11 protein-coding genes, 1 tRNA gene and 1 pseudogene are annotated in these 14,083 nt (G+C 35.2%); 11 read left to right on the forward strand and 2 right to left on the reverse strand.

Annotation, left to right across the window (positions count from 1 at the left end; genetic code table 11):
* Positions 1–30: 30 nt before the first annotated feature.
* Positions 31–1,383, forward strand: coding sequence for a chromosomal replication initiator protein DnaA (gene dnaA, locus ACJZL3_RS00005; protein ID WP_022626183.1), 1,353 nt, complete (start codon positions 31–33; stop codon positions 1,381–1,383).
* A 27-nt stretch (positions 1,384–1,410) separates the two neighbouring features.
* On the opposite strand, the gene ACJZL3_RS00010 is transcribed toward dnaA, so the two are convergent.
* On the reverse strand, positions 1,411–2,685 hold the full coding sequence (locus tag ACJZL3_RS00010) for a metallophosphoesterase family protein (RefSeq protein WP_419198779.1): 1,275 nt from the start codon (positions 2,683–2,685) through the stop codon (positions 1,411–1,413).
* A gap of 190 nt (positions 2,686–2,875) precedes the next feature.
* Here ACJZL3_RS00010 and ACJZL3_RS00015 point away from each other — a divergent pair.
* From ACJZL3_RS00015 to ACJZL3_RS00050, 8 genes and pseudogenes are all read left to right on the forward strand, one after another.
* Positions 2,876–2,963, forward strand: a tRNA-Leu gene (locus ACJZL3_RS00015).
* A gap of 29 nt (positions 2,964–2,992) precedes the next feature.
* Complete coding sequence (locus tag ACJZL3_RS00020) at positions 2,993–4,075, forward strand: GTP cyclohydrolase II (protein ID WP_419198780.1); 1,083 nt, start codon at positions 2,993–2,995, stop codon at positions 4,073–4,075.
* 72 nt (positions 4,076–4,147) lie between these two features.
* The gene (locus tag ACJZL3_RS00025; protein ID WP_010082650.1) at positions 4,148–4,828 is read left to right on the forward strand and encodes a virB8 family protein; all 681 of its coding nucleotides are present in this window, start codon (positions 4,148–4,150) and stop codon (positions 4,826–4,828) included.
* A complete protein-coding gene (gene virB9, locus ACJZL3_RS00030) occupies positions 4,815–5,615 on the forward strand; it encodes a P-type conjugative transfer protein VirB9 (RefSeq protein WP_174515708.1) in 801 nt (266 codons plus the stop codon). Before ACJZL3_RS00025 ends, virB9 begins: the two co-directional genes overlap by 14 nt.
* Before the next feature lie 16 nt (positions 5,616–5,631).
* Positions 5,632–7,092, forward strand: a complete 1,461-nt coding sequence (locus ACJZL3_RS00035; RefSeq protein WP_010962301.1) for a TrbI/VirB10 family protein — start codon at positions 5,632–5,634, stop codon at positions 7,090–7,092.
* Position 7,093: 1 nt separating this feature from the next.
* Positions 7,094–8,086, forward strand: coding sequence for a P-type DNA transfer ATPase VirB11 (virB11, locus tag ACJZL3_RS00040; RefSeq protein WP_010962302.1), 993 nt, complete (start codon positions 7,094–7,096; stop codon positions 8,084–8,086).
* Between the two features lie 30 nt (positions 8,087–8,116).
* Positions 8,117–10,120: a type IV secretory system conjugative DNA transfer family protein gene (locus ACJZL3_RS00045; protein ID WP_419198781.1), complete on the forward strand. Its 2,004-nt coding sequence runs from the start codon at positions 8,117–8,119 to the stop codon at positions 10,118–10,120.
* A 121-nt stretch (positions 10,121–10,241) separates the two neighbouring features.
* Positions 10,242–11,089 (forward strand): annotated as a pseudogene (locus ACJZL3_RS00050) (P44/Msp2 family outer membrane protein).
* A gap of 164 nt (positions 11,090–11,253) precedes the next feature.
* On the opposite strand, the gene prmC reads toward ACJZL3_RS00050, so the two are convergent.
* Positions 11,254–12,093 carry a peptide chain release factor N(5)-glutamine methyltransferase gene (gene prmC / locus ACJZL3_RS00055; protein WP_010962305.1) on the reverse strand — a complete coding sequence of 280 codons (840 nt, stop codon included), beginning with the start codon at positions 12,091–12,093 and terminating at the stop codon, positions 11,254–11,256.
* A gap of 1,112 nt (positions 12,094–13,205) precedes the next feature.
* Between prmC and rpsL the strand changes: the two genes are divergently transcribed.
* Positions 13,206–13,580 carry a 30S ribosomal protein S12 gene (gene rpsL, locus ACJZL3_RS00060; protein WP_006279787.1) on the forward strand — a complete coding sequence of 125 codons (375 nt, stop codon included), beginning with the start codon at positions 13,206–13,208 and terminating at the stop codon, positions 13,578–13,580.
* A 5-nt stretch (positions 13,581–13,585) separates the two neighbouring features.
* Positions 13,586–14,065, forward strand: coding sequence for a 30S ribosomal protein S7 (rpsG, locus tag ACJZL3_RS00065; RefSeq protein WP_007549313.1), 480 nt, complete (start codon positions 13,586–13,588; stop codon positions 14,063–14,065).
* Positions 14,066–14,083: the final 18 nt, after the last annotated feature.

A 14,083-nucleotide genomic window follows, 5' to 3' on the forward strand; every position in this document is an offset into this window, starting at 1 on the left:
ATGAACTTAACTAGCCCTAAGGTTTCTACTATGTTTTTTGATCAGATTATTACAGTAACGGATCATAATGTTACTTGGGAAAAAATCCAAAATTGTCTTTATAATCTTTATGGAGAAGCAACATATAATAGCTGGCTGAGTTCACTAAAATTTGTCAGTAGCAGAAATGGGGAAGTTCTTTTATCCGTGTCAACAAGGTTTATAAAAGAGTGGATTACAGTTCATTACATGAAAAAAATATTATCATTATGGCAAAGCGAAGATAAAAGTATACGTTCTATTGATATTCAAGTAATTGAGGAGAGGAATTCAAATTTTAATGTTATACTAAAAAACAGAGAGGAAAGTAATCATAATCTTGGTTCGCCGCTGGATCCAAGGTTCACCTTTGATAATTTTGTAGTGGGAAAGCCAAATGAATTAGCATTTACGGCGGCAAAGCGTGTGGCAGAATCTATAGATCCAATATTAGGCAGCAATCCTTTGTTTCTATATGGTGGAGTGGGACTTGGTAAAACACATCTAATGCATGCTATAGCTTGGCACATAGTCAATTCCCCATCAGCAAAAAGAAAAGTGGTGTATTTATCAGCAGAGAAATTCATGTACCAATATATTACAGCGCTGCGAAGCAAAGATATTATGTTATTTAAAGAGCAATTTAGATCAGTAGATGTATTGATGGTAGATGATGTGCAATTTATCAGTGGTAAAGATAGTACACAAGAAGAATTTTTTCACACTTTCAATGCATTGATAGACCAAAATAAACAATTGGTTATATCAGCTGATAGGTCTCCTAGTGATCTTGATGGAGTGGAAGAAAGAATAAAATCACGACTCGGTTGGGGGTTGGTGGCAGATATTAATGAAACAACTTTTGAATTAAGGCTTGGTATATTGCAGGCAAAAGTGGAGCAGATGAATATGTATGTTCCGAAAGATGTCCTAGAGTTTTTAGCAAGGAACATAAAATCTAATATAAGAGAATTAGAAGGAGCATTAAATAAGGTTACCCATACCTCATTAATTGGAAGAAGTATGACGGTAGAATCAGCTAGTGAAACCCTAATCGATCTTCTTAGGTCAAATCATAGGTCAGTCACAATAGAAGAAATACAAAAGAAAGTAGCTGAATTTTTCAATATAAAGGTTGCAGATATGCAATCCAATAGAAGGCTTCGCAGTCTTGCAAGGCCAAGACAAATAGCTATGTATTTTGCCAAAAAATTTACGCAAAAAAGCCTACCAGATATTGGGAGAAACTTTGGTGGCAGAGACCATGCTACTGTTATACATGCAGTAAAACAAGTAGAAAATTTTATAAAGACCGACTCAAAATTTGCTGATGAAATCAATCGATTAAAAAAAATGTTTAAGTAGCGTTTTTAAAATAGCTAATAACAAATCCTAAAATGAATCGACTATAGTTTTAATCCGTTTAAGTTTAAAATCTTCTGTTAGCTTCGCAGAATACATTTCCTTATTGTGTTGATTATAGAAGGTAAATTCGTGATCATCTAAATTTAGTATTGCAAAGCCAAAGCCAAAAAAGTTTCTAACCTCGTGTGCTAAGTAGTTTTTACCATTTGAATAGTCAAATTCTACATTTTGATAAACAGATTCTTGATCTTGAGTGTGTAATGATGCACCACCGTTTCCAACTATAATTTGGTCTGGAACATTATCCATTAATAAAATCTGGGCTATATGAATGTGGCCAGAAACTATGGTAGTAACATTGCTTGGAAATTTATCTCCAAAAGCTTCGATTTGTGTAAGATTACCATGGCTTTTTAATGTCAAAAATTCTTTTTTTGGAGATCTCCAAAGCGGTTTATGAGTTAAAAACCACATGGGCTTGTCAGAACTATTTTGTATCAATTTATCAGATTGCCTCTCAAAAGCATCAATTGTGCTTTGGGTTGTAAAAATATCCTCACCGGATGAAGAGTCGAAGATAAAAAATTTCATCGGTCCAGCATCTAAGGACCAACTAGAAACGAAGTTTCCACATTTTTCAGACGAAAAGGGGTATGAATCTAGATACCTGAACCATCCTTCATAAGCTCTATCACAACTCTCATGGTTTCCACGAACAAAAAGGAAAGGGGATTGTGATAAAATATCCTTTGCAGGCTCAAACCAATCAGCGTACCAAACTTCTTTATTATATCCATAAATATCGCCACACTTTTTTGTATTTCTACATTTTGTTTGTCTATAATGATAATCACCAACATGGATAATTAAATCTGGTTTATGAAGGGCGATTGAATCTAAATTTTTTTTTAAAGGCCAGCTATCTACCGAATTACATTCCTGCTGAAATAACATATTTATTCTACAGCCCGTGTCACCAATGAAAGCAATTTTATTAACCTTTTTTGGTAATATAGGAACCCGTAGATCCTCAATACTAATGTTTTTGGCACTTGTTTGTACTGTCAGTTCACAAACTGTTTCGTTATGACCACCATTGTTAATTGAGCTGCGATTCAGCATTTCTGTTTCCTCGCCATCAACATAAACAATGGGACACATGTCATTGTCCGTAATTGCGCGTATGCTTAGTTTATTTTCTGGGATAACTTGAGACCATGTGTATAATATTTGTGCATGGACGAAATGAAAGCTAGTTATAAGAGAGAGAGCTAAAAAAATAAAGATATTAGCTATATTCATTTGTATAAAAACCTAAGTTAAAAATTAGTAGTAAGGTTATCTTAAATGATTAAAATTTATAATCACAAAATTCATAATCAAATTATACAAACAATTTCTAAATTATTCTAGTATCAGATTGACACTCTAGATGAAAAATTCTAAAATGATTAAGTAATTTAAAATAATTATATAAAAACTAGAATATAGTGCGGCCGTGGTGGAATTGGTAGACACGCAGCGTTGAGGTCGCTGTGGCTCATAAGGCCTTGGAAGTTCAAGTCTTCTCGGCCGCACCAGTTTTTATCGCTGTTTAATATGGGTAAAAATGTTTATAGGAAATCAGAGTAGCAATAAGGTAGAAAGAGCTATCAGCGAAATCAGGCGCGGTCGGCCAATTGTAATATATGATGAAAGTAATTACCTATTGTTTGCTGCTGCTGAGGCTTTAGAAAGAGATTTATTTAATCAATACAAGCTTACATCAAGTAATGTATATGTTACTTTAACTTCAAGTAAGGTAAAATACATATCTCAGAATAAAGAACATAACAGCAAACGTCTGTTGGTGAATAATTTTGATGAACTGCTCTATTTAATAAACTGTTCAAAGGAAGATTGCATAAAAGAGTTGCAATGCTCAAAGACAATAGATGAATGTGCTATTGCCTTGCTTAAGTTCTCAGAATTATTGCCATACGCGTTAGTGGCTGATATGACTTTTGAGAATAACCATGAAATGCGAAATTGGTGCGAGAAAAATGACGTTATTGCACTGGACACGTCATTCATAAATAATTTTCAAGAAAATCAGGATATATATGAAGTGTGCAAAACATCATTATTTTTAAAACAGACTCAAGAAGTAAATATCATATCTTATAGAACCGAAAGTGGTGGAAGAGAACATCATGCAATTATCATTGGCAATCCAGATAAAGATGACGAACCATTAGTGAGAATTCATTCTTCGTGCTATACGGGTGACTTGTTAGATAGCTTGTCATGCGATTGCAGAAGTCAGTTACGTCAAGCAATTCAAATGATAGCTGACTCTGGAAGTGGTATTATATTGTATTTGATGCAAGATGGAAGAGGCATTGGTTTAACTAATAAGTTAAGAGCGTACAGTATGCAAAGAGGACATAATCTTGATACTGTTGATGCAAATAGAATATTGGGTTTTGAAGATGATGAAAGGAGTTTTGCTGTTGCAGCTAAAATGCTTAAGAAATTGAACATTAACAAAATCCAATTACTTACAAACAATGATAGGAAATTGTCAGAATTGGAAAGTAGTGGTATAGGAGTTACAAAGTGTCTACCACTTATTGTGGAACGTAATAAATATAACGATTCATATATGGAGACAAAGTTTGGTAAATTAGGCCATAGATTAAGAGTTTTTTAGCTTTTTTGCTGTAACTACTTTGTTAATTTGCTATGTTTATTAACATAAGTTAAGATTTTTAGGAATACTAAAATGCTAAGATTTTTTAAGCGAGAAAAAAATACTGAATCCTTAGATAAGGATATAAATTGGAATTCAAACCGCTACAGCACAGTTATTGCTCAAAGGAATATTCTACTTTTATTTGCATTAATATTATTAGCAACGATCTCTATCAGCATATTAGTCATATTTAAAATTAGCACAAGTAGCACTATTGAGCCATTTGTTATAGAAATTGACAAGAAATCAGGAATAGTGCAATTGGTTGATCCTGTCACAGTAAAACAGTATTCTGCAGATGAAGCGCTAAACGATTATTTTATTTCAGAGTATATAAAAGCAAGGGAGGTTTTTGATCCATATCATTATAATTATAACTATTATACAAAGGTGAGGTTGTTTTCCTCACCTGATGTGTATAATGAATTTAGAAATTATGTAGGATCGCAGAATATGGATGATCTTTTTAATTTATATTCAGATACCAAAAGTGAATTTAAAATTCGCTCAATTCAAAAGTTGGGTAACGATGCTCTTCAGGTGAGATTTTTTGTGGAATTTACACGGAAAGATGGAAGTTCTACGAGAAAAAATAAGATAGTTATTATGTCATATAGATATGCATCGCTTGAAATGGATGATCAGCAAAGATATATTAACCCATTAGGATTTCAAGTTATTTCATATAGAGTAGATGATGAATATGTATAGGATATTATTAGTTTTAGCTTTACTTGTAAGTGGCAATTTAAACGCATCCATTAATTATAATGAGCCTATTTCTATAGATAGTAGAATAAAGACTTTTGTGTATAGCCCTAATGAAGTATTTACGGTGGTTTTTAGTCAGGGTTACTATTCTTATATTGAATTTGCGGAAGGAGAAAAAGTTAAAAATATCGCTGTTGGTGATGCATCAAGTTGGAAAATTAATCCTTATGACAATAAATTGCTTATCATGCCATTTGAAGTTAGTAGTCGCACTAACATGATTATTACGACAACTAAAAAAAGAAATTACATTTTTGATTTAATCTCAAGGCCAAACTACGATAAATACCCGGATACTGATGCTAAGAAAGTAGATCACGATTATTCTGCTGAAAAGGATATATCTTACGTAGTACGTTTTTATTATCCTCAAGAAGAAGGTGAATTTGATGTTGATTTAGATGAGGTTTCTTTACCTACTCAAATGCAATATACTACAGACAAGCTAGAAAAAATAATACAAGAAAATGATACGAAGTACAATTATACATATATTGATGAAGGTGGTAATGCGGATATAGTTCCGATCGAGTTATTTGATGATGGTTATTTAACCTATTTAAAATTTAGAAATAATAATAAAATACCTCAGGTTTTTGTAGAAGGGGAGGATAAACCTTGTAAAAGGCTGTTATTTGATGATTATGTTATAATAAAAGGAGTACATAAAAAGCTATTTATGCGTTATGAAGATGGTGAAGTTGAAATTATAAATAGGTCACTTTAGCTGTGGTACATGCAATATGAATAAAGAAAGGCGTAACAATTCAGAAGATGAATCAGAAATAGAGAATAAGGTAGTAACAGTTGGCTCTAATCAAGGTCATAGGGCATTGATGGTCATTATTTTAGTGCTTCTGGCTGGTGGAGTGTATTATCTCTATTTTAGTCCTTCTCCTAAAGAGGGTTCAGAAGTTATTAAAAAAGAGGAAACAAAGCAAAACGTTCAAGAATTGAAAGGAAAGTTGGAACAAGTTCCAGATAATGTAATGGTTCCTGAAAGAATAATAACTGATCCCTTACCACCCTTACCTCCTCTTCCTACACCACTAATCATACCAGAAATAAAACAAATTAGAAAAGAAGAAGTGATGAAAAAAGAAGAAGAGAAACCAAAAGAAACTCCTGTGTCAAATATACCTATTTTGCCAAAGCAAAATTTTCCTTCTAGTAATGTTATGGGCAATTTACCTACCTCGTTTCCTACAATAGGGGGTGGCGGTTATCCTAGAGACAGACGTAGTGCACAGATGTTGACAATTTCAGGTGGTAGTGGAGAGAACAAGGCTGCTGATGCTATTTTATCCGACACTTCAGCACAATCGAGCAAAGCTACCAGAGTAGGAAAGCTTGGTTTAATGATTACTCAAGGTAAAATTATTGATGCTGTTCTTGAAACTGCAATAAACTCTGATCTGCAAGGAATGCTGCGTGCTATGGTGAGTAGAGATGTTTATGCAGAAACTGGTGATACAGTTTTAATACCTAAAGGCTCAAGATTGATAGGCAGTTATTCATTTGACTCGAATGTTGCTAAATCTCGTGTAAATATAAACTGGAATAGAGTGATTCTGCCACATGGAATAGATATTGCAATCTCATCACTTAGTACTGACGAGCTTGGTAGAGCAGGAATAGCAGGAATAGTTGATAACAAAATAGTAAGTGCGTTATTCTCTTCGGTGACACTTGCTGGTGTTTCGATTGGTTCTGCTGTTATAGGGCAAAAGGCTTCTAATCTTGTTGATACGCTAACTGTCAGAGATGCAGTAAAGTCTATCACTGCAACCGAAATAGATTTTTCTTCTCTCCAACTCATTATTGACCCAGAAAAGAAGATATCTAGTGACAAATGGAAATTAGGCCTTGGGGCTATCGGAAGAATTCGGAGTGCCAAAAGCAGACAAGATTTACTAAAAATAATGAAAGAGGAAATAGCAAAAGCACTAGGAATTGAAGAAGACGAGGTAAATATAAGCCTGGAAATTGTAAATCAACTGTTAGAACAAATTCAAAGAAAAAGCAAGTCTGTTTATGATGAAGCAATCGGGAAATCAATCGAGGATTTTTCTAAAGATATGCGGGATGTAGTGGGCAGATATACAGATAAAAAACCAACTATTTATGTTGATCAAGGCACTGCATTGAAAGTATTTGTTAACCAAGATATAGTATTTCCTCCACAGGCAATATTAAATCAATGAAATGAACTATGCTGCACTTGATACATATTTGGAGCCATTACAAGGCATATTTCAAGAAGAAGGCGTAAATGAAATATCAATAAATAAGCCAAAGGAAGTATGGATTGAAAATCGCGGTGAAATAAGGTGTGAAAAATTAGAAGTATTCGATCTTAACCATTTGAAATCTCTTGGCAGACTGATTGCTCAAGCTACAGAACAAAAACTTAGCGAAGAAGCGCCGTTACTTTCGGCAACATTACCAAATGGTTATCGTATACAGATAGTATTTCCGCCAGCATGTGAACCTGATAAAGTAGTCATGTCGATTCGTAAGCCTTCTAGCATGCAGTTAGCACTCGATGATTACGAAAAAATGGGGGCTTTTTCTGAAACTGTTACAGAAGCAACTGATAATCCAGTTGACCGTCATTTGGATTTATTGTTAAGGCAAAAAAAAATAAAAGAGTTTTTAGAATACGCTGTAATAAGTAAGAAAAATATTATAATTAGTGGTGGAACTTCCACTGGTAAGACTACTTTTACTAATGCTACTTTGCGTGCTATTCCAGATGAGGAAAGAATTATTACTGTTGAGGATGCAAGGGAAATCGTTTTGAACGATCATCCCAATAAAGTCCATCTAATTGCCTCTAAAGGAGGGCAGGGCAGAGCAAAAGTAACCACTCAAGATTTGATAGAAGCGTGCTTACGTTTAAGGCCAGACAGAATAATAGTTGGTGAGCTCCGTGGAGCGGAAGCTTTTAGTTTTCTTAGGGCGATAAATACTGGTCACCCTGGATCAATATCAACCCTTCATGCGGATAGTCCAACAATGGCCCTTGAGCAAATAAAACTGATGGTTATGCAAGCAAACCTTGGCATTCCTCCAGACCAAATTATACCATACATTAGAAATGTGATTGATATTGTTATTCAGCTAAAAAGAACCGGTGGGGGCAAAAGAAGCATTTCTGAGATATTATTTACTAGATCTGCGAGCGAAAATGCTTAAATTTATACATAAGTTAAGGAAGAGTAGTTTATGAGTAATAGAAATCACCTACGTAATATTCTCATAGGAGGTGTAGTAGCTTTTAGCGTACTTGAGTTTTGCTTCTATCTATCTGGTATATTGTTTGTTCTGTTTGCTGATGGTCCGGATGCTGTGGATTTTAAGGCAATTAATCCTAGTTTGGCGCCTTTCCCTCAAGCTCTTTGGCCAACGATTTTTGATCATATACAATATTGTTGGCATCATCCAGAGTTATATAGCCTTGAGCTCAAAATCACATTAATTATATCTTCTGCACTGCCTATCATTGTTTTAATGATTATCTTATGGAATTTAAGAGAAAGGATAATTGAGTGGCGACCATTTAAAAAGAAGGAATCACTTCATGGAGATTCGCAGTGGGCATCAGAGAAAGACATACGAAAAGCAGGATTAAGAAGCAAAAAGGGATTATTGCTTGGTAAAGATAAAAGAGGATACTTCATTTCTGATAGGTTTCAGCATGCATTGTTATTTGCACCTACAGGTTCTGGTAAGGGTGTTGGCTTTGTAATTCCTAATTTATTATTTTGGACTGACTCGGTAATTGTACACGACATAAAATTAGAAAACTATGAAATAACAAGTGGTTGGCGAGAACGACAAGGACAAAAAGTATACGTATGGAATCCAGCGCAGCCAGATGGAATAAGTCACTGTTACAATCCATTACAATGGATTAGTGAAAAACCTGGGCAGATGGTTGACGATGTGCAGAAAATAGCTAACCTAATCATGCCTGAACAAGACTTTTGGCAGAATGAAGCAAGAAGCTTATTTGTTGGAGTGGTATTATACTTACTTGCTGCACCAGAGAAAGTTAAATCTTTTGGTGAAGTTGTGCGTACGATGCGTAGTGATGACGTGGTTTATAATCTTGCTGTTGCTCTTGATACAATGGGTAAAATACTACACCCTGTAGCATATATGAATATTGCAGCTTTTTTACAAAAAGCTGATAAAGAAAGGTCAGGTGTTGTATCAACCATGAACTCATCACTTGAATTGTGGGTAAACCCATTGATTGATACTGCAACTGCGTCAAGTGATTTTAATATTCTAGATTTTAAAAAGAAGAAAATTACAGTTTATGTTGGTTTAACTCCTGACAACTTGACTAGGCTCAGGCCTTTAATGCAGGTTTTTTACCAACAGGCAACTGAGTTTTTATGTAGAAAATTGCCATCGGATGACGAGCCTTATGGCGTATTGTTTTTAATGGATGAGTTTCCTACACTTGGAAAAATGGAGCAATTTCAAACAGGTATTGCATATTTTCGTGGTTATCGAGTTAGGTTATTCTTAATTGTTCAAGATACTGAGCAGCTCAAAGGAATATACGAAGAAGCAGGGATGAACTCCTTTTTGTCAAACTCGACTTACAGAATAACTTTTGCAGCCAATAATATTGAAACAGCTAATTTAATATCGCAACTTATAGGAAACAAAACTGTACAACAAGAATCGTTGAATAAGCCTAAATTTTTAGATTTAAATCCTGCTTCAAGGTCATTACATATCTCTGAAATACAGAGAGCATTGCTATTGCCTCAAGAAGTTATTATGTTGCCACGTGACGATCAGATAATTTTAATAGAGTCGACTTACCCAATTAAATCAAAGAAAATTTTGTACTACAGTGATACCACCTTCACAAGAAGGCTGCTCAAACAAACTCGTGTGCCTACACAAGAACCATATGACCCAAACAAAGTTCTTTCTGCCGCTGCGAGCAAAGATAAGGTTAATAACGAGGGGAATAATGTTCTTGAGGGACCTAATTCAGTTGATTATCCTGCTGAAACTAAAACCGAAGATGCAGTATATGATGAATCAGATGAATTTGCAGACGAAGATATTGATGATGAAGATATCGACGATAAGTTTGAAGATGATGACGAGGAAGATGAGGATAGGAGCGATGATGGGTTTGATGACAAAGAAGAGGAGGATGAATTTGAAGATGAGGATAAATTAAAAAATGACGAGAAGTAAGGTTAACTTTGCCTATTTTTAGCTCAGAAAAGTGCAAGTTATGCAAATAATTAGGTTTTTCATATTAAGCCATTTTTAATTAATTAGTATTAGATTAGCTATTTTAACTAGGGGAGTAGTAATGATTAGTAAAAAAACATTAGCGGTTACAGCATTTGCTTTATTGTTGTCACAACAATCTTTTGCAAGTGAAACAGAAGGGTTTTACTTTGGTAGTGGGTATACGGTCAATATTTAAATAACACAAGCGTACTAAAAACAAGCACTACAGGTATCAAAAATTTGTCTATAAATGACAGGGGTGCTCAGAACACAGAAGGTCAGTCACTAAGTGAGTATAAAGGAGATTATAATCCACCTTTTGCTGCAAATGTGGCATTTGGTTACACAGGGGAATTGGGTAACAACAGCTATAGGGCTGAATTGGAAGGGATGTATTCTTCTGTAAAAGTGGATAATATTGGTTTAACAAGTAGCCAAATAACTGTTTCATACCTAAAGGAGACTGGTGAGGATCCTGATAAAGAAACTTATCTCTATAGTGCTGCAGTTAGTCATGACCAAATTGAGAACATATCTGTAATGGCAAATGTTTATCATCATTGGAAAAGTGACCGTTTCTCTTTTTCTCCTTACGTTGGTATTGGGATCGGTGCAACAAGAATGACGATGTTTGAAAAACCTTCAATAAGACCCGCAGGTCAATTAAAAGCTGGCTTTGACTATCGCATAAACGAAGATGTAAATATGCATATCGGATATAGAGGTTTTGGTGCTATTGGTAGCGATATTAAGCTTACAGCAAAAAGGTTAGGACAAGTGGTAGACGACCCTAATAATGATAAAAAAAAGAAGCTTAATCCTAGCTCAGGTAGCAAAGTAACTGAGGAAATAAATATAGGTAATCAACTATTTCACACACACGGTATAGAGGCTGGTCTTACTTTCCATTTTGCCAGCAAAGCTTAAACATGTTGCCCTTTAAAAAATGCATAAAACCGTTCCTGTCGTCCTATGGCTTGACCATAGGATCTAGTTAAATATAGATCCAAGTAGTCACGCTACTTGGATGACTAGGTAGAGGGTACTGGGATGATATAGGATAATATGGGATGAAGGCAAAAAAACATTAGCTATGTTCTTTTCACAACAATGCATCTCTTCATTCCCGCTAAGTCATATACATATTCCTGAAAAGCTAATTCGTATGAGGGGATTATTTTGTCAATATTGCTTTGATCTTCACCTATCTCCAATATCGCAAACCCATTTTTTTTAAGGCACTTTCTCAATATTGGAAAAATGCTCAAGTAACAGCTCAAACCATCAATACCACCATCAAGGGCAATTCTTGGTTCCTTTTGCACTTCAGCTTGCAAGTCTTTCAATTTGCTTCTTTTAATATATGGAGGATTACTGATTATAAGATCGAATGAACCTCTGCACTCTGTCCACGAACTTGGAAATATTTTGGCTCTGCTGAGAAGATCATGTTTTTTTGTGTTTTGATAGGCAACTTTATATGCTTCCAAGCTTTTTTCAAAACCGACGCCAACAGCATATTCATACTCACTAAGTACGGATATCAATAAACAACCTGTGCCTGTACCAAAATCTGCAATTTTTAGTTTCTGTTTTTTGTTTGGGTAATATTTTAACACTGCTAGGATTATTGTTTCACTATCTGGCCTTGGATCTAAAACATGCTGGTTAACTATAAAATTTTTACTCCAGAATTCACGATTACCTATTATTTGCGATATTGGATATCTTTCCGCTCTTTTTTTTGTTAATTTCCAAAATAAAAGTTCTTTCTCCATCGGCACTTGATCAGCATGGTTCACAATTATAAATGATCTTTCCACTCCAAGTACGTGCTGCATGATGATTTCACAATCTAAATGTGGTGATTCAACTTTATGTGACGATAATAACTCCGATCCTTCTTGAATTAAAGTGCTGATTGTTTTCATTATTCTAAAAATATGTTTCTTTCAGCCAAAAATAGCAAGATGAGCTTCCAGTTTAGGGTAGCTGCACTAAATCCCAGTGTCAAGCACGCAGCTGTACGAACATTGCAATTTGCAGATCCAAGTAGCTTGACTACTTGGATCCAGCTAAGTTGGTGAGCATAAAAGTATAGCTAATGCGAGCTTTACGTCATACCGTCACGGTATCTCTAGATTCCGCTAACACGTAGCGGGACGACGAGGTCAGGGTGTCATCCTAGTACCTTCTCCTGTCATCCCAGTGCCCTGACTACTTGGATCCAGGAAAAAGAATGGTGTCATCCAAGTAGCCTCCCTCCCCTGTCATCCCAGTGCCCAGACACTGAGATCCAGAAAAGTTTGCTTGTAAGCAAGCAAACTAGCACAGAAAGTGGTTACAACATTTTCGATGAGATTATATGGAAAACTGGATTCCAGTGTCAAGCACTGGAATGACACCTTCCTGCCCAGTTCATGTTGCCATAAATATTAAGAAATTTACCAAGCAAAAAAAAGGCAAAAGAAGCCCTAGTCATTGTCTATTTTCAGTATTGGCGTTTTTTAAGTCTTAAACACTGCAATTTAGCTGCTTTTAAATGCAACTCACCTTAGTTTAAATGTTTAAGAAATTTACTAAGCAAAAAAAAGGCAAAAGATATCCCGTATTAGCTAGTTGTCACTCTCTAATCCTGCAAATTGGCGTACTATACTGTCTTAAACGCTTTATAAGCGCGTTTCAGCTTATATAGGTAAAAACCCAGAAATGTTGTGAAGAAGTAAAGTGTGCATAGTGCAAAAAATTAAAAATAAGACGCCAATTACGTAATACTGTTGTCATTTAATCTGCACAGATTGAAGATAAATGAATACCTTCAGTACCATGATAATGGGGCTGGCGAAGGGTGTCAAGTAAGTTTTTTCGTTTCTACTGAATGACAGTTGTGGCTTGGGAGGTAGTGCAAGAAGTCTACTGATGGCTTTCAAGGCAGTTGAGCTTAATTATTAGAGTAGTAATGTTTATTTTTATATTGACTATTGAGGTTTATTATTTTATAACTAAAAACTTAGTTATTTTAATGAGCTTGAGTTTATAACATATGCCTACGATAAATCAATTAATACGTAAGGGTAGATTAGGATTGACCCATAAGAAAAAGGTACCAGCTTTGGGAGAAAGCAACCCTCAAAGGAGAGGTGTTTGCACTAAGGTGTATACTACAACTCCTAGAAAGCCTAACTCAGCACTCCGTAAAGTAGCCAGAGTAAAAATTAGTGGGTATGGTGAAGTGACGGCTTATATACCTGGTGAAGGTCATAATTTACAAGAACACTCTGTTGTTTTGATACGTGGTGGGCGGGTTAAAGATTTGCCAGGTGTGCGTTATCACATAATAAGAGGTGCCCTTGATCTGCGTGGTGTGCAAAATCGAAAGAAAGCTCGTTCAAAATATGGTGTAAAGAAATCTGGTTAAAGTTTATGGCTCGTCGGAATAAAGCAAAAAAAAGAGAAATAAGTCCTGATTCGCGTTACGGCAGTGTTTTGCTGATGCGTTTCATTAATACAATCATGAAATGTGGTAAAAAATCTACTGCAGAAAAGATTATCTATGACGCTTTGTCTTTAGCTGAAAAGAAAATAGGCGAAGGTGGGTTATCAATTTTTGAGACAGCAGTAGGAAATGTTACTCCTTCTATAGAAGTGCGTTCTCGACGCATTGGTGGTGCAACTTATCAAGTACCTGTTGAAGTTCGACAAGATAGAGCGGTTTCTTTAGCGTTAAGGTGGATTGCTAAAGCAACTTCTGCTGCTCGAAAAAAGAGTGGAAAAACCACTGTTGATTGTTTGCAATCTGAAATACTGGATGCTTATAATAAACGCGGTGGTGCGTTTAAGATGTGCGAAGAAAAATATAAAATGGCTGAAGCTAATAAGGCATTTTCTCATCTTCGTTTTTAATGTTAGCTAATTAATTGT

The organism is Wolbachia endosymbiont of Rhagoletis cingulata, from assembly GCF_048537655.1.
GTDB lineage: Bacteria > Pseudomonadota > Alphaproteobacteria > Rickettsiales > Anaplasmataceae > Wolbachia > Wolbachia pipientis.

What these genes read in the sequence shown, in the direction of transcription:
- virB9 (WP_174515708.1), top strand. Translation starts at nt 4,815, where the DNA reads ATGAATATGTATAGGATATTATTAGTTTTAGCTTTACTTGTAAGTGGC.
- ACJZL3_RS00035 (WP_010962301.1), top strand. Translation starts at nt 5,632, where the DNA reads ATGAATAAAGAAAGGCGTAACAATTCAGAAGATGAATCAGAAATAGAG.
- prmC (WP_010962305.1), bottom strand. Translation starts at nt 12,093, where the DNA reads ATGAAAACAATCAGCACTTTAATTCAAGAAGGATCGGAGTTATTATCG.
- rpsG (WP_007549313.1), top strand. Translation starts at nt 13,586, where the DNA reads ATGGCTCGTCGGAATAAAGCAAAAAAAAGAGAAATAAGTCCTGATTCG.
- ACJZL3_RS00045 (WP_419198781.1), top strand. Translation starts at nt 8,117, where the DNA reads ATGAGTAATAGAAATCACCTACGTAATATTCTCATAGGAGGTGTAGTA.
- ACJZL3_RS00025 (WP_010082650.1), top strand. Translation starts at nt 4,148, where the DNA reads ATGCTAAGATTTTTTAAGCGAGAAAAAAATACTGAATCCTTAGATAAG.
- virB11 (WP_010962302.1), top strand. Translation starts at nt 7,094, where the DNA reads ATGAACTATGCTGCACTTGATACATATTTGGAGCCATTACAAGGCATA.
- dnaA (WP_022626183.1), top strand. Translation starts at nt 31, where the DNA reads ATGTTTTTTGATCAGATTATTACAGTAACGGATCATAATGTTACTTGG.
- ACJZL3_RS00020 (WP_419198780.1), top strand. Translation starts at nt 2,993, where the DNA reads ATGTTTATAGGAAATCAGAGTAGCAATAAGGTAGAAAGAGCTATCAGC.
- rpsL (WP_006279787.1), top strand. Translation starts at nt 13,206, where the DNA reads ATGCCTACGATAAATCAATTAATACGTAAGGGTAGATTAGGATTGACC.
- ACJZL3_RS00010 (WP_419198779.1), bottom strand. Translation starts at nt 2,685, where the DNA reads ATGAATATAGCTAATATCTTTATTTTTTTAGCTCTCTCTCTTATAACT.